This is a genomic window from Rhizobium sp. 007 (assembly GCF_015353075.1).
Classification (GTDB): Bacteria; Pseudomonadota; Alphaproteobacteria; order Rhizobiales; family Rhizobiaceae; genus Rhizobium.
Genome location: NZ_CP064187.1, coordinates 1,969,770 through 1,991,482 on the forward strand (window position 1 = coordinate 1,969,770; position 21,713 = coordinate 1,991,482).

The window sequence follows — 21,713 nt, forward strand, 5'->3', positions numbered from 1 at the left end:
GCCTGCCATCCATGCACCCATCGAACAGATCCGTCGGCGCTGCTCCTCCTATTGACCACGGGCCTTTGTGGTAGCTTTTTCGCGGATCATAATCTTCTCGTAGTGGTGGTCATGAGCCGAGAATCCATGACCTTGACGCTCCGTCCCAATTCATGGAGCAGGTCGCCGTCTTCCTTGACAACCCACAGTCTCAGAGAATGATGCATCCATCGGCACAATCGATGGAGGTCGCGATGGGCAACTTTGTTGCCGCCAAGCTGTGCCTGGCACTGATCCTGATGACGTTCGTCTCCCAGCCCGCGCTCGCGCAATCTGTGGATGTCAATATCCGCATAGGGACAAGTCTCGTCGAGGCTACTTCGCCTCCGCGGATCCGATATCAGGCGGGTAGATTGCCGGGACGCTTCTACATCTACCGGGCCCGGCTCGGCATAAGACGGTTCGAGGTCGCATTGAACTCGCGTGATCGGGTGGTGGATATGCGGCCAATAAGGAGGTAGCAGCTTCCCCACGGCCATGCGCGACAGCCTATGCTCGTCGTGGATGTGCAATTGAGGCGGGAGCAGCTATGCAGAAGGTGTCTCGATTTGCCCCAATTTATCGAAAGGCTCAAGCTGCACTCCCGCGCGGGAGTGATGATGGCGCTGTTGTTTTTCGCCGGGTCGCTGACACCCAGCATGATTCCGAGAACCGACCTCATTCAAGGAATATTATCGGGACTCGCGACAGCGCTCGGGTATGGCATCGGGCTTTCGATAACCGCGACATGGACTTTTCTCCAGCTTCCACCGGCAAAGGGGCTGATTGCGCGGGTGATAGCTACGGCGGCCACGCTCGCATGCGCGGTAGTCGCGCTCGCGGCTCTTTTGAAAATGCCTGATTGGCAGAACTCCGTCCGGCTGTTGATGGGATTGGAAGCCGTCGAGATTGGCAGTCGACTACGGACTGCACTGGTGACGGCTCTTGTTTTTCTAATGCTTGTCCTTTTGGGACGTCTCTTCAGGTTCTGCTTCGTACGCGTCTCGACGACATTCGAGCGCTTCGTTCCCGTGCGGATTTCCTATGCGATCGGTGCGATCGTCGCGACAACCTTGTTCTGGTTCGCCGCCGAAGGTATTCTCTTTAGGGTGGCGTTGAGGGTGATGGATTCGTCCTTTCAGGAACTCGATGCTCTGGTGGAGGACGACATCCCCCGCCCCACACAGCCAGGGAAGACTGGAAGCCCCCCGTCCGAGGTGTCATGGGACAATCTGGGGCGGCAGGGACGCCGATTTGTATCATCCGGACCCACCGAGGCTATGATCCGGGACTTGTTCTACGGCGAAACCGTTGAGCCGATCCGAGTCTATGTCGGAATGAATTCTGCCGGAACCGCGGAAGAACGGGCGGAGCTCGCCCTGCGGGAGCTCATGCGGACTGGCGCATTCGAGAGATCGATATTAATCATTGTCGTTCCGACCGGGACTGGGATGGTCGATCCAGCCGCTCTTGATACGGTGGAGTACCTACATCGAGGCGACGTGGCGAGCGTCGCGGTTCAGTATTCCTATCTTGCAAGCTGGCTTTCACTCCTCGTGGAGCCCACCTACGGTAGCGAGACAGCCGTGGCCTTGTTCCGCGCAGTGTACAACTACTGGATCACGCTTCCACGCGACGACCGCCCCAAGCTCTATCTCCACGGACTAAGCCTCGGTGCCATGAACTCCGAGCTATCGGCCGATCTGTACGATATTATTGCCGATCCGTTCCAAGGCGCTCTGTGGAGCGGGCCTCCGTTCACGAGCAGAACCTGGCGGTCGGTGACGAACGGCCGCGATCCACGGACACCCGAATGGCTCCCGCGGTTCCGCAGCGGCTCAGTTTTTCGATTCACGAACCAGAAGAACGCATTGGATATCCCCGGCGCTGTCTGGGGGCCGATGCGGATCGTCTACCTCCAATATGCCAGCGATCCGATCACCTTCTTCGACACTGCCACGTTATACCGGGAGCCGGACTGGCTTCGTCCACCACGAGGCCCCGACGTCTCGACGGAAATCGCCTGGTATCCAGTCGTCACGATGTTGCAGCTCGCTGTCGACATGGCAATCGCGACAACGTCGCCAATGGGTTACGGGCACGTGTTCGCCCCGGAGCACTACATCGACGGATGGGTAGCGGTGACCGATCCGCCGAACGTAACCGCCGACGACATCTTGCGGCTGAAGACTTTCTTCGCCAATCGCCGAACCGGAAGCGGAACCGACTGACAGAAAGGAAGTCGAATTAGGGGAATCACGGACATGGACTGAGGCAACGATCTTAACCGCGCGCCCGGGGTTATCCCGGTGTGGCTGACTACATTGGACGATAGGCCGCGAGAACAGAGCAGCGCTTTCAAGAATATCGTCTGATGTAGGACGAGACGCACAGTTTTGGAATTCTGAGCCAATGGCAAGGCGGCCAGAAGGCGCTATCTTCAACGACTGAAACGGAACTGATTAGGTTTGACTATTCCAGTACTGATTATCTCGATGGTAGTGGAAAGCAACAGAACAACAACTGCGGCGCTGCGCTGCTTGCGCTCTCATATGCAGGCATCGTGAGGGTTCTCAAACTGTAACCACGATCCACCGGCGATTGCAACGAAGTCCAGGCATTCCTGAAGCAACCGCCCAAATTGCATCCCGGCTGCCCTCGGTTCTTGCCAACGGTGGCCTCCGGATTCGGGACTGTTGATCGAGCGTGAGCGGAAAGTGGTGCGGTGACGATGCTGTCGAAGGCATCGTAGCGGAACCGCGAATTTATGCACTAGGTGCATTCATCTCGCGAACGTGGGGGCCCTGCTCAGATGTCGATCGAACTAAATCATGAAATGCCAGGAAATCTATCCGCCACCCCACCCACATTTCACAAGGGACTTCATCATGTCCGGCAACTCCAAAAGAGGCCTCGACCGTCGCGATCTGCTAATAGCATCCATCGCCACGGTCGGCGCCGCGGCCACTCTCGCAGCTGGCTCTGTGAAAGCCCAGGATGCAGCGGCTCCCTCTGCCGAAGCCGCATCCGATGGGTCTCAGGGAACGGTCTATACCGGCGAAGTGATCCAAGGAAAAAAGGTCGTCAGCGCGCTCGACGTCAACGATCTGGAATCTGGGCAGAAGCACCTCTTGTATTTTCAGGGCGTGCAGATGCCCACCGGACAGTACTGGTATGTGTCAGTGACGGTCGCCAAGGGGGCGAAGCCGGGCAAGCGCGTCGTCATGACCAGTGGCGTGCATGGCGACGAGATGAGTTCCATACATACGGTCCAGACCGTGATGAACCAGCTCGACCCGGTGCAGATGTCGGGCACGGTGATGACGGTCACGGACATCTCCCGCCCGGCCATCGAGGGCATGCAGCGTAGATGGCCCAATTTTGGCAGGGGCAACGATCTGATCGACATGAACCGGGAATGGCCAGGGAACGAGAACGGCGCCACCGCGCCGAGCCGACACGCCGGGCTCCTGTTCAACCGACTGCTGCGGCCGAACGCCGACGCCGCGATCGACTTCCACACCGGGACGAGCGGTTTCGATGTCACTGCATTCAACATCGGCGGCATGGACATTCCCGAGGTCAAGGCGATGGTGGAACTCTACCCAGTCGGCCAGATCTTCGACAGTCATGTGTATCCCGGTGTCCTTCACAACGCTTTTGTCGACGCAGGCATCCCGTCCTTTTGCCCGGAGATAGGCGCTGCACGGGTCTTGGACCTCGAGATGATCTCGCTGTTCGTGGAAGGTACGATGAACGTCCTCAAGCATCACGGTATCATTGCTGGGCCCGTGGGGCGCACAGGCAAGGACGTGAGTGTTTTTCTTGGCAACAGTGCGTTCCCGATACTAGCAACAGAAGGCGGGATCGTCGAGCACCTGGTCAAGCTCAACGACAAGGTCGAAGCCGGGCAGAAGGTGGCGATCCAGCGCAACAGCTTCGGTGAGGTTGTTGCGGAATATACAAGCGGCGTTACCGGAGAGGTGACGGGCCAGCGCAGCGACGCGATGTCCGAGCCTGCCAACCCCCTTGTATTCATCCTTTTCCAAAAGCCGCCGCCGGAGGGCGTCGAGGCTTACCCTGAGTGATCTTACGCGGCCTCGACCGCGGCAAGTCAACACGTCGTGCTGAGCCGCGTGCTCAAGCGAAGAACGGGCACCGCTCCCGGAAAATGGCGGCAGATGATGTCCACTGCCGAACTAAGCACCTCAGGAGAGATACACACCATTGCACTTAAGCCAGAAGGCGGATCGTGTTCGTTCGACCTGTCAGCGGACAAGGGTGCGGCCTGGTCGACAATTCGCTGGCCACGAACGCTAGAGCGCAGTCCACAGAAGCTAGCCGCGTTGTCAGGCTCGATCCGTTATACCCTGACCAACCCAGGGTTACCTCGAATCCTCGACATGTATCTTATGTTCCCACCGCTATTGAGAAAGATGAGCCGATCCTGATTATCCGGCAACATCCGGAACATTCAGTCTGCGATCCGATTACCCCTCCTCCACATAGGAGGAAGCAATCATGGATCATACAAACCACGTTCGCCTGACCACCTCGGAACTCACTCCAGCCGTCCTCGAAGGAGCGACCATCTATGGCGCCGACGATCAAAAGGTCGGCAAGGTCGATCACATCCATGGAGCGGGCGCCGGAGGATCTGCCGTCATCGATGTTGGAGGTTTCCTAGGCATCGGTGCGAAGCCTGTTGCAGTTCCGATCTCGGATCTCGAGTTCATGCGCGATGAAGACGGTGATGTTCATGCCGTTACGAGCTGGACCAAGGACGAGCTCAAGCAGATGCCCGAACACCGCGACTGATGCGGCCATCCGATGCCTTCCGTCCTGTCGTTCTCGTTGACGCTGCAGGGCGGAAGGCCCATTTAATCCCGCATGGCAAAACCCAGGACCAATGACGATGCGGAGCTGATCAAGGAGTGGTCCCTGTCGCCCGCGGCTACGCTCGGATCATCCGTGCGTGCCAAGGGAATGTTGCTAGAAATTCGCGCCCGGCTTCTGCGGCGGTGAGAAAGTCGCTCGACATCGAAGCGGGTGTTCTGACATTGGCGATGGCTGAAAAGGCCAAGAGTGCGTTCCGTGCTACTTCATCGATTATTTCCAACGCGCTTGAAGGCATCGAAAGCCTGCCTGTCATCCCCCGTGAAATCCAGGATATCCTGACGATCTCTACCACTGAGAGGCATCGGTGGCTCAACGACGGTCGCTTGCCCAGCGCAGGAACCCGTACGGTAAAGCTTCGAGGGCGCGCGAGGAAGATTACCTTCCACGTCTTCGATCCACGTGTCGTCGAGGACATCCTGGACAGGGACTTGGTGACAATCTGGCGCGAGGAAGATGCCGAAGCTGCTGCCGAGAACAGGCATCGGGCCGCGTTGAAAGCGAAGCTCACGCGTTCGCTACGCAGCAGCAAGAAACCTTCAACAGAAGGAAGCTCCGATGATGCCTCGCGTCCGAAGTTAAGCGGATGGGAAGAGTTCGGCCGCGACGGACTCCTCCGCTAGTTTAGGAAAAGAGGGCCGAAACCGGATAAGGCAGCGCAAGGGATACCTTGTCATCTTCGATGTATTCGATAAGCGGGACGATCTCTTCCGGCCAGCCGCGCCTCGAGGCATGGAGCTTCAGTCGCTTGCGGGTTCACTCGCGATGGATGTGCGATCGACCACGGTCGTGGTATTATTGCCCACGGGGAGGTAGTTGTCATGCCGGACATCGCCTCATGGCTGGCCCGCCTCGGGCTGGACAAGTACACCGAGGCGTTCACCGCCAACGAAGTCGATTTCGATGCGCTTCGACATCTCAGTGAAGAAGACCTGAGCGAGCTGGGTTTACCCCTTGGGCCGCGTCGCAAGATCCTGGCGGCGTTTGCCGCAATGGACGCCATGTCATCAGCGAGTTCCGCCCCAACGCCTTCGCGAGCCGAAGCCGAACGGCGGCAATTGACAGTGGTATTCATCGATCTTGTGGGGTCGACCGAGCTGTCACAGCGGCTGGATCCGGAGGAAATGCGCGAGGTCTTGCGAGCGTACCAAAGTGCGGTATCGATGGCGATTGCACGGTACGACGGTTACGTTGCGAAGCTCATGGGCGACGGCGTCCTCGCCTATTTCGGTTGGCCAAGCGCGCATGAAGACGACGCCGAACGGGCAGTGCGGGCGAGCTTGGCGGCAGCGGCTGCGACCGCCAGCCTGACGACCCCGCTGGGCAAACCCCTTGCAGCCCGGATAGGCATTGCCACCGGTCTCGTCGTGGTCGGCGACCTCGTTGGCGAAGGATCAGCGCAGGAACAGGCCGTTGTCGGCGAAACGCCCAACCTTGCGGCGCGCTTGCAAGCCTTGGCCGAGCCAAGCACCGTCGTGATCGCTGACAGCACGCAGCGGCTGGTTGCCGGGTTGTTTGAGATGATCGATCTCGGTCTCCAGGGGCTCAAGGGCTTCGCAGCTCCCGTCCCCGCGTGGCGCATCGTCGGCGAGGCCGATGCCGAGGGACGTTTCGATGCGCTGCACGCCATCACGACACCGCTGGTGGGGCGATCCGAGGAACTCGACGTTCTGCTTCAACGTTGGCAGATGGCCCGAGAAGGGCAAGGTCAGGCGGTGATGCTGTCGGGGGAACCCGGCATCGGCAAGTCGCGCCTGACCGCCGCGTTGGAAGAGCGACTGAATACCGAGCCACACGCACGCTTGCGCTACTTCTGTTCCCCCTACCATGTGAACAGCGCACTCTACCCGGTGATCCAGCAGCTTCGGCGCGCTGCCAGACTTGGAAGGACCGACAGTACAAATGCGAAGCTGGACAAGCTCGAGGCGCTGATGCTGCGATCGACCCCGGACATAACCGAAGCTGGCCCGCTTTTGGCAACTCTGTTGTCAATCGACACCACTGGCCGCTATGCGCCGCTGACGCTGACACCGCAAGCGCAGAAGGCCCGTACGCTCAGCGTTCTCATCCAACAGCTTGAAGGGATCACGGCGAACCACCCTGCTACGATGGTCGTAGAGGATGCGCATTGGCTCGATCCGACGACAGCCGAATGGCTCGACATGCTCATGGAACGCCTGCCCGATCTGCCGGTGCTTCTCATCGTCACCTTTCGTCCCGAATTCCGCCCGCCTTGGCGGGGATTGTCACATGTGACGGCCCTCTCGCTTGGCCGTCTCGAGCGCGATCAAGGAGCAGCGATTGTAGACCGGGTAGCCGGCGGCAGGACCCTGCCTTCGGACGTCAAGAACCAGATATTGGCCAGGACGGAGGGCGTGCCGCTGTTCGTCGAGGAGTTGACGAAGACCATCCTTGAGTCTGGCCTCCTTGTCGACGTCGGCAATCATTATCGATTGAAGGGTCCATTGCCATCGCTTGCGATCCCATCGACTTTGCAGGATTCACTGATGGCCCGCCTCGACCGACTCTCTTCGGTCAAGAACATGGCGCAGATCGGCGCGTGCATCGGTCGCGTCTTCCACCACCGGCTGCTGGCGGCAGTCGCCGGATGTGATGCCGTCAGGCTCAGGGATGATCTTCAGAATCTCGAAAAATCCGGGCTCGTCCTGCGAAACGGCGTCGCCCCGGAAGCCACGTACGCCTTCAAGCATGCACTGGTGCACGACGCGGCGTATCAGAGCCTTCTCAGGAGCCGACGGCAACAAATCCACGCGAGCATCGCGTCAACTCTGGAGCGGCACTTCCCCGAAGTCACCGAGACCGAACCTGAGACACTCGCGCACCACTACACGGCCGCCGGGCTGGCCGATCAGGCCGGAGACTACTGGCTGAAAGCAGGGCGGCAGGCGCAGAAACGCTCGGCGAATATCGAAGCCTTGGCCCAACTCGGGAGGGGATTGGAGGTGGTCGCGTCATTGCCCAGCACGGAGGCCCGCTTAAAGCGTGAAGTCCATTTACAGAATGCCATGGGCGTGGCCGCAATGGCCGTCAAAGGCTGGGGCGCTCCGGACGTTTTGCACGCCTTCTCATCGGCACGCAAACTTTGCGAGAGGCTGGACGACAGCAAGGAGCTCTTCGTGGCGGTTCGGGGCGAAGCCTCATACCAACTGATATCGGGTCACTTGCGCGAGGCGGACGACCTCGGCCGCCAATGTCTGCGGATCGCTCAGTCGGCGAATGATTTAAGCCTCCTCCTCGAAGCGCATCATCAGTTGTGGGCAAGCAAACTCTTCCTCGGGGATTATCGAGCCGCCGAGGAACACACAAGCTGGGGGATCGCGAATTACGATCGCGAGCGAGATCATCGCCTGACCTATGTCTATACGGGTCATGACCCCGGCGTCTGTTGCAGGAACTACTCTTCGGAGATTCTTTGGATCCACGGTTACCCCGACCAGGCTCTGGACCGCGTTCGAGAGGCGGTGTCGCTGGCCAAGCGCGTGTCTCATTCCGTGAGCATCGCCACCGCGCTGAGTAACTTGGCCATAGTCCATCTCCTGCGCCGTGAACCTGGGGCAGCCCGCGAAGCGGCGCAGGAGCAGCTTGAGGTCTCGACCGAATTCGACTTGCCACTCATGGCCGGGGGGGCCCGGTCGAAAATCGGCTGGGCACTCGCCCAGCAAGGGAAATTGGAAGAGGGTATCCGGGAAATGCGCGAAGCGGTTGAAGCCGTTGCGGCTACCGGTGCAGACATGGGCATGGCGTTCCGCCTCTGTGTCCTGGCCCAAGCGCATGCGCAGCTCGGCGAGGTAAGCGAAGGGCTGATCTTGCTTGAGCAGGCGTTCGACATCACCGCCAAGACTGGATCGAAATATCAAGTGCCCGAGCTACTCCGCACCAAAGGCGAACTCTTATCGCGCATGGAACCCCACTGCAGCGGTGCTGAGAGGTGGTTTCGAAAGTCACTGACGATGGCGCGCACCGAGGGTACCAAATCGGCGGAGTTGAGAGCTGCCACAAGCCTCGCCAGGTTTTACTTCGACCAGGGCCGCAACAAAGAGGGTCGAAAGCTTCTTGCCCCCATCTATGCCTGGTTCACCGAAGGCTTCGAGACTGGCGACCTTGTCGATGCCAGGGCCTTGCTTGAGCACCTGAGGTAGGCGCAATCAAGTAGCCCTGCCAGTCTATCGCCTTCGTCGCGGCCGCGAAGGCCAAAGGGACCGCTTGCCGTTTGGGAGACGTCGCGTATCCTCCCGCCACGCCATCTCCTTCGCCTGCAAGTGACGACGTGGTGCCGCTAGTCGTTCTCGTCCTCGGCTGACGCTTCCTTCACATCCAGATCCAGAAAGCTCTCGTCCTTTTCGCTGACGACAGGATCCTGCCACGCGGCGACTAGCCATCCGTCATGGTTCTTCGAAACCTGACGGAAGCGTAGTTGCTTGTCTGATTGATAGTAGGCGGCGAACTTCTGATTGGCGCCTTCATCGAAATCATCAGGGTGTGCCTTCACCATGACGAGAAGCCCTGGGCGACCGAGGACACGCTGGGCTTGGGGGTGGGTTGAAACGATCCTCCGCTACCACGTTTCGTTAGGAAAAGCAGATACTTAAGTGTAGTCTGTCGCGTTTTGCAGGAATGCGAAATTGCAGCCGGTCGCTGTTGGAGACCGGTTTGCGCCATGCGGACTCCACCGTTGCAGTAGCAGGCGCTGCGATTTACATCGATCACGAATCCTGTTCAGATCGCGTTGAAACTGACGACATCATGTCGCTTGAATGCTGATGTTCCTGTAATGTTCCTTCTGGAAATCGGAGTCAATACGACGCCAGATAGGAATAATCTCCCACAATTTAGTTTTTCCGAAGATTGTTTCGATGAATCAGGCACGTAGCCGAATCTCGTAAGTCACCGGCTTTATTGAAAAAAATTTTGTCGTATGTGAAGGATTGCCTTCGCCGCCCTGTCCGATTAACAACCCGGCCGTTTCGTCATGGAGCCGTCGTTGCCCGGGAAGACCAAGAAGCCACTCGACTTGTCCTCGACACTGCGTCAGGTGCGCGATCCCATCATAGAGGTCGAGTGCCAGGCCTGCGGTCACTCAGGCAGCTACGTCCGCGCAGAACTCGTCAAGAAGCATGGTGCCAGCGTGACGTTCGCCCGGCTCCGGCGCATGTCAGCGTTAGGTTGCGACCGCTTGGTCGCTGCCGAGGGTGATCAATGCGGCACCCGCTTCCCATGCCTGCAGACCTAGTTCGTCAGGAAAATCTCGCCGATCTTAGAAGTCGGTGGGTACGGACGTTTCCCGCCACCACCTTATGATCTCCGCGTCCGAAACATGCCTTAACTGCAGTCAGTGTTCAGGCAATCCTGCTTGCCGCAAGCCCTCGGCCATTTGATCTGCCCATTGCGGTATGGCTCGAAACACAGGCCGTGTCAGATAGCGCTGGATCGTAAAGCCCGGCTCGGCTGCCAGCAGCTTTTTCGCCGCCCATCGAGCTGTGTCCTCGTCACCACTCATTGCCGACCAGGCAGTCATCATCCGGTATGGCCACGTCACCTCCGGGTGTTTGTTGACTACCTCCCGGGCGATGGTGACTGCCTCGGAAAGGTTGCCTGCCAACGCCAAGGAGAGAGCCAAGCCCATTCTCATATTGAAGGCGAGTGGATCCGCCGGACTAAGCGTCATCGCCCGCTCGAAACGCTCCTTCGCGCGATCAGGCTGGCCTTTGTAGCTTGCGACCCATCCATACCTCGCCCATGCCCAGGCATTGTTTGGATCGAGCGCCAGTGCTCTTTCGAGATAGGCCGACGCACCCTCCTGATCGCCGCAGTGACTCAACGCCCCCCCGGTAGCGGTCAAGGCAGTCGGATCATCGTCAATCGAGGCTGCTGCAGCCTCGATGGCGCTTAATGCGCATTCGAGGTCCTTCTCTGGTTCTTCAGTCCAGATGTAGCCGAGGTTCTGGGCATGGCACCAGGCTAAGAAAGCATGGGCGCGGCCGTACGTAGGATCGATTCCGATGGCGTCCTGAAGGAGCGGGATTGCCCGCTTGATAGCATCCTTGTTGTGACCCCAGAGGTATGGGTAAGCGCGCATGACGAGGTCGTAGGCGCGCAGACTGCTGGGCGGCTTGCGCATCGCGAGCTCGATTTCCGCGCTGCGAATGGCTGGATGGACTGCGCCCGCGACCTGCGCCGCGATCCTGTCCTGGAATTCGAAGATGTCCTGGATCGCGCCCTCATAGCGCTCGGACCAAAGCTGGGTCCGCATCTCAGCTTCAACAAGTTGCACCGAAATACGCAGCCGGTCCCCTCCCCGTCGGACGGTACCTTCGACCACATAGGTCACGCCAAGTTCCCTGCCGACACTACGCACGTCGACGAAGCGACCCTTGTACGTGAACGCAGACTGGCGCGCGATCACGAAGAAATTTCGAACTCGGGAGAGAGCCGCGGTGATTTCCTCCACGACGCCGTCCACGAAATACTCATCGCTCTGGCCGCTAAGGTTGTCGAAGGGCATGACCACGATCGATGGCTGGTCCTTGCCAAAGCGGGCCGAAAACGATCGCACCGACCCTGTCTCATTTCCTTCACCGTTCTCTTCCGGCCAATCCACGCGAAAGACAGAAACTGGCTTGGGGATGTTTTTCAGGACGCGCTCTCCAAGGCTGGTGAGCGTGAACAGTACTTTGCCGTCGAGATGCTCGCGCACCGACCCGGAAATGCATATGCCTGATGGAGCGGCCATCTCCTGCAGGCGCGCCGCGATGTTCACGCCGTCGCCAAGCAGATCATCGCCAGACACGATCACGTCGCCCAGATTGATGCCGATGCGAAATTCCAGGCGGCGATCCTCTGGAAGGTCGTTTGAGTGGCTGGGAAGGCTGCGCTGCATTTCAACCGAGCACCGGACGGCCTGCACAGCACTTGGGAACTCCGCGACAAGGCCGTCACCTGCGCTGCCGAAGATACGACCGCCATGCTCGCGCACTAATTCGGCGATCCGACTGTGACACAAGTTAAGTGCACGAACCGTGCTTTCCTCGTCCAACGCCGTAAGGCGGCTGAAGCCAGCAACATCGGCGGAAAGGATGGCTGCAAGCTTTCGATCCACAGCGGTGACCGCTCCTGCGGCGTACAATCGTTGGGTGGATATGCGCGCATTTAATGCCGCGACTTTACCTCTGAACATAGTCAAAATCCACCGCGCGTACACCTGAGCGCTGGCGGCTCCTCGCTGGCTCCTTGCTAGTCGTTCCGAAACCAGCGGGTTTTGCCGAGTAGCCTGTTTTGCTGCACTTGGAGAGTGTCTTTTGGTGCGTAGTTTGCGATCATGTTCACCGTTGGTTCGGCCTATTCAACGGCAATCGGTGGCGACTCGCATTTGGGGCAAGCAAGATCGAATCCATCCTGTCCGCGCTCCAGGTTTTCTCAAACACCGATAGCCTCAGACGCTGGCGCTAGCGTCGCGAGGCGATCACCGTCGATTTTCCATGATGTCCAAGAGGGATTGGCGCAATTCGCCGGGATGCAGAGACAAATCGACGGTAACGAAACGAAACCGATGTCCTTGGATTGTGACGGCTTCATCAATGTGCCGTTTAATGGATGGATGGAGTAGGATTCCTTCTGCTCGGTCGGCGCAATCATCTCCCAGTCCGGCCTGGGAGTGCAAATATGCGTAAAGCTGATAGATATGTGCGCTTTTGAGTCCTTCGGAACCGTGCGAACGCGGCGCAAGGATGCCCGTGAACTTTGTGTCCAGGACAACCCTCCGGTCCGTTCCTTTTCGAAAGAAGATGTCCGCGCGCATAACGGGAAGGATTGCATGGAGGCCATCCGTCGGCTCGCTGGCACTCCATCTGAATTGCGTTTGTCTGCTTACCGCCCATCCGTCACGTCCATGTAGCTCATGACGATAGAATCCAAAGTCAGCCTGCTCGAATATTTGGCGGAGAAGATGCTCGTCGCGGTTAAGGCCGGTAAGTCGTGTAGCACCAGCCTTCTCAGACGGGAGGACGAGATCCAATGCAAGTTTCGCAACTCGAACCATGAGCGCGTCGTCCCCGTCGTTACGGGCGAAACTGTCGCGTGAAACCTCCGCTCTCGACGGAAGTCTCGGCGCTACTCCGGCGTCGAGCAGTGTTTTCGCCAGCATATCACATTGGCGGGCCAATTCCAGGTTGCCTACCCTTGTACATGTCTGGATCAACGCCGCGAGCACGAGACGGTTACGTGGCGTATCGAGCGTCAGTTCCTCGAAACGGCAGGCAATCTGGCCCCGGCTCGTAAGTAGTTCGGCTTCTGTTCTCAACCAATCGATGCGTCCGCGGACCCGATTGAGATTTGCTGCCCGTGCCTGATACCCGCGCGAGAGGTTCCGTCGCAGTCTGCGCTCGACGACGAACGCTAGAAGCCGCCCAAGGATGTCCGGAAGCTCGGCATCGTTCTCGACTTCCGTTTCAAATGGATCAAAGAACTCTGCGAGGCCCGAGGCGTAGACCAATAGCACCCAAAGGTTCCGAATGGGGATGCCGGCTTGACTTACCCAGGCCTCCTCGCTCACGTGCGGCACCGAATCCGAAGATGCTCCCGCCATCAAATCGACTCCAATTGTGCGATCTGGGCCTCTGCTTCCTTGATGTTGTCATACCAATATTCTTCGAGAAGTGGCATTATCTCCGTACGCACAGTCTCCAAATACCACGACCTCCACTCCTGATCCGTGACGCCAGGCGCGACGTGCGGCGTTACGAAGCTGTGACCGACCTGGAACTGACGGCCGAGCGAGCGTTCTCCTTCGATGGCTGTATTAAGCGATGTCATTTCCGCCGCGATTGCGGACACAAGGTTCTCCGGCGCGCCCGTTCGACCAGCCATCGCTTCCAGGTTTCGTTGAACTGCGGTGAGAGCGACACGAATGAAAAACGACGCCGCAGCGCGAGATCGACGAGCGCGAGCGATCTGTCTGCCAGGTTCATGGTTCCGATGAGATATAGATTCTCCGGAACGTACACGCGTTCATCGATCGTCCTCGGATAGGCGAGCCGGAGAGCTTCGGCGGGCGAACGTTTTCCATCCTCGATAAGGGTTAGCATCTCGCCGAGGATCTGGGCAGGGTTTCCCCTGTTGATTTCCTCGACGACGAGCACGTGCGGCGTCTGAGGATCGGCTCTGGCGGCGGCGACCGCATCAAGGAAAACGCCATCGACAAGCTGCAGTCCTTTCGATCCATCAGGCCGCCAACCTCGAACGAAATCCTCGTAGGAGAGCGTGGGTTGAAATTGGACGGCCGTGAGTCTTTGATGGTCTCGCGCCCCAATCAGTGCATACCGGCGTCGACGCCACAACGGAAGCACTGGAACCGAAAAAAAAACGATTCAGGTTCGCGTGAAAAGCTGGGAAGATGAATTAGGAAAGCAGCGCAGGTCGAAAATGACGCGCGAATTTGGCGAAATGCTTCAATAATTTTTCTAAACTAGCAATAAGAAAAATGTCTTCATAACAATTGCTTAGCGCAAATTCCCACCCGCGCAGTATCAATTTTTTCGGCAAAAAGATCATTTTGAATTGGTCCTGTAATATGCGGTTGCGGCGGCAAACGGGAACCGCCCCGATAGGTTCAACAAATCTGATCGTATCCATAAAATCTATTCGTTTGTTTGATGGATGGCCAGGGAGCATATTAAGCATCAAGCGCAAACCTCGTGAGAAAGGAAACGATGATGACTACGATCGGTTACCGGGATGGCAAGAGCTCATCCTCCGACGCGCACTTTGATGTAGCAAGCCTTGCCCGCAGGCTCGCACATTCCTGGCACCAGTGGCAGAACGCGCGGGAAATCGAATCCATGCCTTTCGACATTCGCAAGGATATTGGTTGGCCGTCTGCGGAAGACGCGGATGAACGCAAGGTTATGTAATGAATGCGACATACCTCCCCGCTTGAAGGCGGCGCCAGCCCACCGGCAGCGCCGCCTTCATCGTCTCAGCGCCCCGCAGATTTAATCTTGAATTCTAGAGGCATATATCTTCAAACAAGCCGATGCCGCAACTTTTGCCGACTGTTTTCGTCATTTGACGACGATCAAATTCGCCAATGTCGCAAAATAGCTCTTCACGGCCGCATTTTTCCATGCGAATGTCGCTTTCGAGACATCGGAACGACGCATTCCACGCAACGAATAGGCAATCGCCCCTCGAGCATGGATTTTTCTCATGAACAAGATGCTGACCAAGAAGCGTTCTCTCGTCTTCTTTATGGTTCCCCAGTTCACCATGCTGCCCTTTTCGGCGGCGATCGACACGCTGCGCATCGCCAACCGCATGCTCGGCTATCAGGCTTATACCTGGCGGCTGACCTCGGTCGACGGCAACAAGGTCTATTCCTCCTGCGGCATCGGCGTCGAGGCAAATTCGTCGCTTGCCGAAGAGCGCCGACACCTCGGCGGTGAAAACCGCCCGAACATGGTGCTCGTCTGTTCGGGCATCGATGTCGAGGATTTCAACAACAAGTCCGTCAATGCCTGGCTTCGCGAATCCTACAATCGCGGCGTGGCCGTCGGCAGTCTCTGTACGGGCGCGCATGTGCTTGCTCAGGCCGGGCTCTTGAACGGCAAGCGCTGCGCGATCCACTGGGAAAACCTGCCGGGTTTCTCCGAAGCCTTTCCGCAGGCGGAGGTCTATGCCGACCTCTACGAAGTGGACAGCAATCTCTACACCTGCGCCGGCGGCACCGCGTCGCTCGACATGATGCTGAACCTCATCGGCCAGGATTTTGGCGAAGCGCTCGTCAACCGTGTCTGCGAGCAGCATCTGACCGATCGTGTCCGCAGTCCGCACGACCGCCAGCGCCTGCCGCTGCGCGCCCGCCTCGGCGTCCAGAATTCCAAGGTTCTGTCGATCATCGAACTGATGGAAGGCAATCTCGCCGAACCTCTGTCGCTGCTTGAGATCGCTGATGGCGCCGGCCTGTCCCGCCGCCAGATCGAACGGCTTTTCCGGCAGGAAATGGGCCGGTCTCCCGCCCGCTACTATCTGGAGATCCGGCTCGATCGCGCCCGCCACCTGCTGGTGCAGTCTTCAATGCCGGTCGTCGAGGTCGCAGTCGCTTGCGGCTTCGTTTCCGCATCGCATTTCTCGAAGTGTTATCGCGAACTTTACAACCGTTCACCGCAGCAGGAGCGCGCCGAGCGCAAGCTGACGATGGCAACGGCTCGCCAAGCGATCGCAGCATAACAAAGATGGCGGCGCACTACTGCGCCGCTTCCTCCGTCATCCTGGCGTCGGAATAGACCTGGTTACGGCCCTTGTGTTTGGCCATGTAGAGAAACTGGTCGGCGGCGTTGAGGTAATTCTCGAAGGTTTCGTAGCCCGAGATTTCCGCAACGCCGATCGAGATCGTGACCGACAGTTCCTCGTCGTCGGCAGCCACCTTCAGCCGTGAGATATCCGAGCGGATTTCGTCGCAGAGCTTCGTTGCCGCAGCCGAATCCACCATCGGGAAAAGGATCGCAAACTCCTCGCCGCCGAGGCGCGAGAGAAGATTGTCGCTGCCTTCGAAGATTGCAGCAAGCCGGCTTGCAACCGCCTTCAGCACCTCGTCGCCGATCTCGTGGCCATAGGTGTCGTTCAGCCGTTTGAAATGATCGATGTCGAGGATAGCGACTGAACTCGGCGATTTCTGCCTCAGGCACTCGTTCACGACCTTCGGCCCGTAATCGTAGAAATAGCGGCGGTTATAGAGGCCGGTCAGATAATCGCATGCGGCGGCGGATCGCAGTTGCTTCATCTGCGTCAGCGTTTCGACATTGTTGGCAATGCGGCACTGAAGCTCCTCGGCCACGAACGGCCTGTAAACGAAGTCGCTGGCGCCGGCCTTCAGGAAGCTTGCCGACAGCATCCGGTCGTTGGACGAGGAGATGCCGATGACCCGCATCCTGTCGGAACCGAAGCGATGACGGATTCGCCGTGTCAGCTGATAGCCCGTCATGTCCGGCATGTGATGGTCGGTCACTACGAGTTCAATGTCGCTATAGGCCTCAAGCGCAGCCAGAGCTTCGAGCCCCGAGGTTGCCTCGACGACCATGTACTGCTGCGCCTTCAAGAGGTCGACGAGCACCTGGCGCGCAGACGGAACGTCATCGACAACGAGGACGCGCGTCTTGCGGTTCAGCATCGCGCGGCGCACGGTCGCGACCAGATTGTCGAGCGCGAATTCATTGTCCTTGAGGACGTAATCGATGACATTGCGTTCCAGTATCCGGTTGCGGGTCGCGGTATCGAAGGTCGCGGTAAAAACGATCGTGGGAACATTGTGCTCGATCGTGCAATCAAGCGCCTCGCCATAGGGCGAATCCGGCAGGTTCAGATCGACGACGGCCATCGTGAAGCCCTGACCGTCCTGCGCCAGAGCCTCCTGCAGCGCCTTCAGCGAAGAACAGGGTTTGACGTTGAGGCCGAGTTCGGCCTGAAACCGATGGCAGAGCACGGCGGAAAACATCCGGGAATCTTCAACCAGAAGTAACTTCTGGGTTCCGAAGCGTGGGCCTGAGCCGTCCCGACTGAAATCCGCCTGAAATGCCATGCCCCCTACTCTCCCAAGTGCAATGAAAACCCGAATCGGCCTTCATTGCGGCGGCAGGGACGATAGCCGAGAGGCCGCAAGGGTTGAAGGGGCAGAACGGCTATAAAGTAACCTCTAATTGCAACAATTCGAGATATCTTAACAGCGGCAGGGGGCTCCTCATTCATCCGGGCGGCCTCCTGATACCGGGTTCGATCCTCGAATCAGGCAACGGCCCTCTCCTTCTTCATCGTCTGGATCTGCAGCAGCGTGTCGAGGTTTTGGTTGACGCGGCAATAGAACTCCTCGTCGATGAACGGGCGCAGCATGAAATCGTTGCCGCCCGCCTTGAGAAAGCGCGCCGAAAGCAGCCGGTTAGATGAGGACGAGACGCCGATGATGCGCAGCTGATGCGAGCCGATATTGGCGCGGATGCGCCGCGTAAGCTCGAAGCCGTCGATATCGGGCATGTTGTAGTCGGTGACCATGAGGCCAATGTCGCGATTGGCCTTCAGGATCTCGAGCGCCTTGGCGCCGCTCTCGGCAACGCTGACGCGGAAGTTATAGCGCCTCAGGCGGCTGGAGAGCAGCGCGCGCGCCGTGGCGCTGTCGTCCACGATCAGCACGTGATGGCGCTTGTTGGTCAGGAAACGGCAGATCGCTTCGGCGAGCAGATCGACTGCGAAGATGTTGTCCTTGAGGATGTAGTCGACGATATCCTTCGCCATCAGTTCGTCGCGCAGGCCCTCGTTGAAGGTGCCGGTAAAGACGATGGTCGGAATGCTGAGATCGACCAGATATTCCAGCGCCTCGCCCTTCTCAGCACCGGGGAGGTTGATGTTGGAGATCGCGAGCATGATCGGCTCGGAAGACTTGTCGTAAGCAAGCTGCAATTCCTCGAAATTGCGGCAGATCTCGACGTCGATATCGAAAAGCTCTTTCAGCCGTTTGCTGATCATCGACGTAAAGACATTTGAATCTTCAGCGAGAATAATACGCGCACCAGCAAACATCTCTCCGGAATACTGCATTCCCGAAATGCCTAAAAATGACATAGCAAACCTTTTGATGGAAATTCTGTCCCCGGCCGAACCGATACATCAATTCGTTTGAGTATTTGTTAATCGACGTAGCGCGATGCCATAAGAAGAAGGCAGTCCGTAAGACCGGCTGCTATTTCTCGACTTATGCTTAAGAGACTATGCGCGAAGGGCTGTGCCGAACGTCTACTTGATGATCGCCGAGCCTTTGACGATCTCGATAGTCTCGCCGCCGCCGAGGCCGATGCGGTCGCCATCCGGCGTCGTCATGAAGCAGCCTGTGGCGCAGAGCGTCTCCGATGCGCCGGCATCGACGAAGACCTCGACGCGGTTTCCGCCTTCGGTGACGATAACGACGACCGGTGCCGGATCAGTGTTGGTGATTGTCGCCGCTTCAGCGCCCGCGGCGATGAGAAGCGAAAGAAGCATGACCGTGGCAAACCTTGCCATTCAGCGCGGCGCAGCGATGCGCCCTCCCCTGGAGCGTCTCGGCGCTGCTGCCCCAGCAGCGAAATCCCGATTGCCCAGGCTTTATAAGCGAGAGCCTCTGAACGATCCCTGAATAAAATCCTTAGCCTTTGCGATTGCCATCGGCCGCTTTGCTGCGCAGCTGTCGCACCGCTCCGCTGTCCGTCACGCCGGTATCGCCGACAGGCTGTTCGTCTGCTCTTGTCGAGGAAGGTTCCAGCGCCGGAGCAGGCACGTGGTCGCGGTGAAAAATGACATCGCTCTGCGGCAGCGGGATTTCGATCCCTTCTTCCTTGAAGCGTTTGAGGATGGCGATACGCAGGTTGTTCCTGACGTTCATGCCCTCGCCCATGTCGGCCAGCATGAAGCGCAGCTCGAAGTCCAGCGAATAGGCGCCGAAACGCAGGAACTCGACATGCGGCTCTGGATTGCGCAGCACGAATGGCGCCTCGTTGACCAGCTCCAGGAGGATATCCATGACCTTCTGCGGATCGGCGTCGTAGCTGACGGAAATGGGAATTTCCGAACGGCCGACCTTGTTGCGGTGTGTCCAGTTGCCGACCGCAGCATTGATGAGTTCGGAGTTCGGCACGATGATCGACTGCTTGCGGAAAGTCTCGATCTCCGTCGCACGCACGGAAATGCGCGTCACGATGCCTTCTGCCGTGCCCGAGACGACATGGTCACCGACCTTGAATGGCCGTTCCACAAGCAGGATCAGGCCCGAAACGAAATTCGAAACAATGTTCTGCAGGCCGAAACCGATACCGACCGAAAGAGCCGAAGCAACAAGTGCCAGGTTCGAAAGGTCGATACCTGCCGCCGAAACGCCGATGATCGCTGCAACGGCGACGCCGAGATAACCGATGCCGGTCTTGACGGAATTGCGCACGCCGAGATCGACATGGCTTCGCGCCATGACGTTGCTGTCGAGCCATCGCTGAACCCAGCGGGTCAAGAAATAACCGCCGGCGAAAAGCAGAATACCGGTAAAGATGCCGAGCAGCGAAATGCTGATCCCGCCGAGGCGGACCTCCGTGAAAAGACGGTAGGCGATCAGCTGAAGATCCTGGATATGGAAGCCCCAGAGCAACAGGATCAGGGGAATGCCGGTCATGAGCGCAACGGCATAGATCGCAAGTCCCACGCCAAGGCCGACCTGATCGATCGCCACCGGCCCCATATTGAAGCGGCTCTTCAGGAAACGGCCGATGAAGGTTTCGCCGAAGCTCTCCTGCTTGGAAATCGCCTTGCCCGAGAGCAGGCCGATATAGGTGGTCACGATGATCGCGCCGGTGATGATGAACTGCGTGGCGACAAAGCGGGCAAGGCCGACATAGCCGGTCAGCGCGGTCACGATGAGACCTAGGCCGAGCAGGCGAAGGATGATCGCCATGCCGCGCGGCCAGTGGCGCCCTGGCGCATCGGGATCTCCGTCGTGCGCCAGCATCGGACGCCCGAAGGAGGCCGCGATCAGGATGAGACCGATAATCAGCGCCGCAATCAGGCTTCTGACGACGGTCAAAACCAGCGGTGAGCCCATCGCTTCGCTGACGCTGCCGAACAGGTAGTCGAGCGCATTGACAATCGCCATCGCCAGCAGGCAGGCGCCGATCGATTGCGCGCCGCGATTGGAAAGGCGCACGAGGCGCCACTGCGGCTCCCGGGGAGCGAAGACGGCATTGCTGAAGCGGCCGACGAAATAGATCAGCCCGATCGCTCCGAAAAGAGCGGCGACAACAGGCGCAATATCCGGCCTCAACACGTTGAAACCATTGAGGAAGATATATGAGGTCACCAGCACTGCGGCAAGCGCGAAGGTGCGGATCAGCGTCGACCAGAAGGCAATCGAGAGCCGGCTGATATAGGAAGGATTCTCGACGCCGTCGTCCCGCGTCAGGTAGCGGCCGAACATCCGGTAGCCGCCTGAAAGCATGACCAGGCCTGTCGCGAGCGACATGAAGATCGCGGCGAACATCGCGAATCGCTTGAACTTCCACACGAAACTCAGCCAGCTCGAAAGTGCCTGCCGGAACTCGCCAACCTCCTCGACAAAGGCCTTGGCCGCATCGTCGAGCACCGACACCGAAACCTCGGTGCGCCTCAGCAAAGTAGCAGCAAAAAGCCGCCGGCGGGTTTCAACCACTTCGTTCATCAGCTGGTTGATGGCAAGCGAGAGGTTTTCGGCATCGCCGGTCACGGCATTGATCTGCGCGCGCTCTGCCGTCAGCGCATTTCGCTCCTCGGTAACGATCTGCGCTTCCGGCGGCTGTCCCTCCTTCGGCGGATCGCCGAGCTCGGTGAGACGGCTCTTGATCTGATCGAAACGCGGGCGGAGATTGACGGAGGTCGTGAGAATGTGGCGTCCCAGTTCATCCACCTGCGCGGACAGGCTGACGAGAGCGTCGTCATTGTCGGCGTTCTGCTTCACGCCGTCCTGCAAGGACGCGAGCTTTGCCTTGGCCTTTTCGATCTCCTTGACTGCTTGGTCGAGCCCCGTATCCGCAAGGGGAGCCGGCGCCTCCGTCTGCGCCTGCGGTTGCGGCGGCTCCTGCGCAGCCGCAAAGCTGCCAGGCAGACCGGCAGCCGATACTGCAAGCATCAAGCAAAGAAGCGTCCGGAGCAGAATGATTGTCAGCCGCAAAATGTCCCCGCAAGGATTCTGTTCATCAGTGAGGCCTGCTTCTTATAGCAAAGAAAGGCGACAGAAAGGCGGAAGTTGT

17 protein-coding genes and 1 pseudogene are annotated in these 21,713 nt (G+C 58.6%); 9 read left to right on the forward strand and 9 right to left on the reverse strand.

Features of this window, described 5'->3' with window-relative positions:
- Positions 1–233: 233 nt before the first annotated feature.
- The 6 genes and pseudogenes from ISN39_RS09965 to ISN39_RS09990 all read left to right on the forward strand — a co-directional run bounded on the left by ISN39_RS09965 (position 234) and on the right by ISN39_RS09990 (position 9,074).
- Complete coding sequence (locus ISN39_RS09965) at positions 234–500, forward strand: hypothetical protein (protein ID WP_194729935.1); 267 nt, start codon at positions 234–236, stop codon at positions 498–500.
- A 135-nt stretch (positions 501–635) separates the two neighbouring features.
- Positions 636–2,249 (forward strand): alpha/beta-hydrolase family protein, encoded by a 1,614-nt coding sequence (locus ISN39_RS09970; RefSeq protein WP_246763329.1) that lies wholly within the window; start codon positions 636–638, stop codon positions 2,247–2,249.
- Between the two features lie 657 nt (positions 2,250–2,906).
- Complete coding sequence (locus ISN39_RS09975; RefSeq protein ID WP_194729937.1) at positions 2,907–4,106, forward strand: succinylglutamate desuccinylase/aspartoacylase family protein; 1,200 nt, start codon at positions 2,907–2,909, stop codon at positions 4,104–4,106.
- Positions 4,107–4,539: 433 nt separating this feature from the next.
- Entirely contained in the window at positions 4,540–4,836 is a 297-nt protein-coding gene (locus ISN39_RS09980) for a PRC-barrel domain-containing protein (protein ID WP_194729938.1), read from the forward strand.
- A gap of 72 nt (positions 4,837–4,908) precedes the next feature.
- Positions 4,909–5,537 (forward strand): annotated as a pseudogene (locus tag ISN39_RS09985) (hypothetical protein).
- 198 nt (positions 5,538–5,735) lie between these two features.
- Positions 5,736–9,074: an adenylate/guanylate cyclase domain-containing protein gene (locus tag ISN39_RS09990; RefSeq protein ID WP_194729939.1), complete on the forward strand. Its 3,339-nt coding sequence runs from the start codon at positions 5,736–5,738 to the stop codon at positions 9,072–9,074.
- Between the two features lie 137 nt (positions 9,075–9,211).
- On the opposite strand, the gene ISN39_RS09995 is transcribed toward ISN39_RS09990, so the two are convergent.
- Positions 9,212–9,427, reverse strand: coding sequence for a hypothetical protein (locus tag ISN39_RS09995; protein WP_194729940.1), 216 nt, complete (start codon positions 9,425–9,427; stop codon positions 9,212–9,214).
- A gap of 489 nt (positions 9,428–9,916) precedes the next feature.
- On the opposite strand from ISN39_RS09995, the gene ISN39_RS10000 reads away from it, so the two are divergent.
- Entirely contained in the window at positions 9,917–10,165 is a 249-nt protein-coding gene (locus ISN39_RS10000; protein WP_194729941.1) for a hypothetical protein, read from the forward strand.
- 99 nt (positions 10,166–10,264) lie between these two features.
- Here the strand turns inward: ISN39_RS10000 and ISN39_RS10005 are convergent, their stop codons facing one another.
- From ISN39_RS10005 to ISN39_RS10015, 4 genes are all read right to left on the reverse strand, one after another.
- Complete coding sequence (locus ISN39_RS10005) at positions 10,265–12,031, reverse strand: adenylate/guanylate cyclase domain-containing protein (RefSeq protein ID WP_194730146.1); 1,767 nt, start codon at positions 12,029–12,031, stop codon at positions 10,265–10,267.
- Positions 12,032–12,394: 363 nt separating this feature from the next.
- Entirely contained in the window at positions 12,395–13,516 is a 1,122-nt protein-coding gene (mcrC, locus tag ISN39_RS10010; protein ID WP_246763318.1) for a 5-methylcytosine-specific restriction endonuclease system specificity protein McrC, read from the reverse strand.
- Entirely contained in the window at positions 13,516–13,743 is a 228-nt protein-coding gene (locus ISN39_RS36220; protein WP_246763319.1) for a hypothetical protein, read from the reverse strand. The genes mcrC and ISN39_RS36220 overlap by 1 nt, the downstream gene beginning before the upstream one ends.
- Positions 13,740–14,276 (reverse strand): AAA family ATPase, encoded by a 537-nt coding sequence (locus ISN39_RS10015; protein ID WP_246763320.1) that lies wholly within the window; start codon positions 14,274–14,276, stop codon positions 13,740–13,742. The genes ISN39_RS36220 and ISN39_RS10015 overlap by 4 nt, the downstream gene beginning before the upstream one ends.
- A 366-nt stretch (positions 14,277–14,642) precedes the next feature.
- Here ISN39_RS10015 and ISN39_RS10020 point away from each other — a divergent pair, with 366 nt between their 5' ends.
- Positions 14,643–14,840 carry a hypothetical protein gene (locus ISN39_RS10020; protein WP_194730148.1) on the forward strand — a complete coding sequence of 66 codons (198 nt, stop codon included), beginning with the start codon at positions 14,643–14,645 and terminating at the stop codon, positions 14,838–14,840.
- A 295-nt stretch (positions 14,841–15,135) separates the two neighbouring features.
- Positions 15,136–16,155, forward strand: a complete 1,020-nt coding sequence (locus ISN39_RS10025; protein WP_039845252.1) for a GlxA family transcriptional regulator — start codon at positions 15,136–15,138, stop codon at positions 16,153–16,155.
- A 16-nt stretch (positions 16,156–16,171) separates the two neighbouring features.
- On the opposite strand, the gene ISN39_RS10030 is transcribed toward ISN39_RS10025, so the two are convergent.
- From ISN39_RS10030 to ISN39_RS10045, 4 genes are all read right to left on the reverse strand, one after another.
- Positions 16,172–17,503: a diguanylate cyclase gene (locus ISN39_RS10030; protein WP_194729942.1), complete on the reverse strand. Its 1,332-nt coding sequence runs from the start codon at positions 17,501–17,503 to the stop codon at positions 16,172–16,174.
- 203 nt (positions 17,504–17,706) lie between these two features.
- The gene (locus ISN39_RS10035) at positions 17,707–18,537 is read right to left on the reverse strand and encodes a response regulator (RefSeq protein WP_183922805.1); all 831 of its coding nucleotides are present in this window, start codon (positions 18,535–18,537) and stop codon (positions 17,707–17,709) included.
- A 171-nt stretch (positions 18,538–18,708) separates the two neighbouring features.
- Positions 18,709–18,972, reverse strand: a complete 264-nt coding sequence (locus ISN39_RS10040; protein WP_074068843.1) for a hypothetical protein — start codon at positions 18,970–18,972, stop codon at positions 18,709–18,711.
- A gap of 121 nt (positions 18,973–19,093) precedes the next feature.
- On the reverse strand, positions 19,094–21,634 hold the full coding sequence (locus ISN39_RS10045; protein ID WP_194729943.1) for a mechanosensitive ion channel family protein: 2,541 nt from the start codon (positions 21,632–21,634) through the stop codon (positions 19,094–19,096).
- Positions 21,635–21,713: the final 79 nt, after the last annotated feature.

What these genes read in the sequence shown, in the direction of transcription:
- ISN39_RS09965 (WP_194729935.1), top strand. Translation starts at nt 234, where the DNA reads ATGGGCAACTTTGTTGCCGCCAAGCTGTGCCTGGCACTGATCCTGATG.
- ISN39_RS09970 (WP_246763329.1), top strand. Translation starts at nt 636, where the DNA reads ATGATGGCGCTGTTGTTTTTCGCCGGGTCGCTGACACCCAGCATGATT.
- ISN39_RS09975 (WP_194729937.1), top strand. Translation starts at nt 2,907, where the DNA reads ATGTCCGGCAACTCCAAAAGAGGCCTCGACCGTCGCGATCTGCTAATA.
- ISN39_RS09980 (WP_194729938.1), top strand. Translation starts at nt 4,540, where the DNA reads ATGGATCATACAAACCACGTTCGCCTGACCACCTCGGAACTCACTCCA.
- ISN39_RS09990 (WP_194729939.1), top strand. Translation starts at nt 5,736, where the DNA reads ATGCCGGACATCGCCTCATGGCTGGCCCGCCTCGGGCTGGACAAGTAC.
- ISN39_RS09995 (WP_194729940.1), bottom strand. Translation starts at nt 9,427, where the DNA reads ATGGTGAAGGCACACCCTGATGATTTCGATGAAGGCGCCAATCAGAAG.
- mcrC (WP_246763318.1), bottom strand. Translation starts at nt 13,516, where the DNA reads ATGGCGGGAGCATCTTCGGATTCGGTGCCGCACGTGAGCGAGGAGGCC.
- ISN39_RS36220 (WP_246763319.1), bottom strand. Translation starts at nt 13,743, where the DNA reads ATGACATCGCTTAATACAGCCATCGAAGGAGAACGCTCGCTCGGCCGT.
- ISN39_RS10020 (WP_194730148.1), top strand. Translation starts at nt 14,643, where the DNA reads ATGACTACGATCGGTTACCGGGATGGCAAGAGCTCATCCTCCGACGCG.
- ISN39_RS10025 (WP_039845252.1), top strand. Translation starts at nt 15,136, where the DNA reads ATGAACAAGATGCTGACCAAGAAGCGTTCTCTCGTCTTCTTTATGGTT.
- ISN39_RS10030 (WP_194729942.1), bottom strand. Translation starts at nt 17,503, where the DNA reads ATGGCATTTCAGGCGGATTTCAGTCGGGACGGCTCAGGCCCACGCTTC.
- ISN39_RS10035 (WP_183922805.1), bottom strand. Translation starts at nt 18,537, where the DNA reads ATGTCATTTTTAGGCATTTCGGGAATGCAGTATTCCGGAGAGATGTTT.
- ISN39_RS10040 (WP_074068843.1), bottom strand. Translation starts at nt 18,972, where the DNA reads ATGGCAAGGTTTGCCACGGTCATGCTTCTTTCGCTTCTCATCGCCGCG.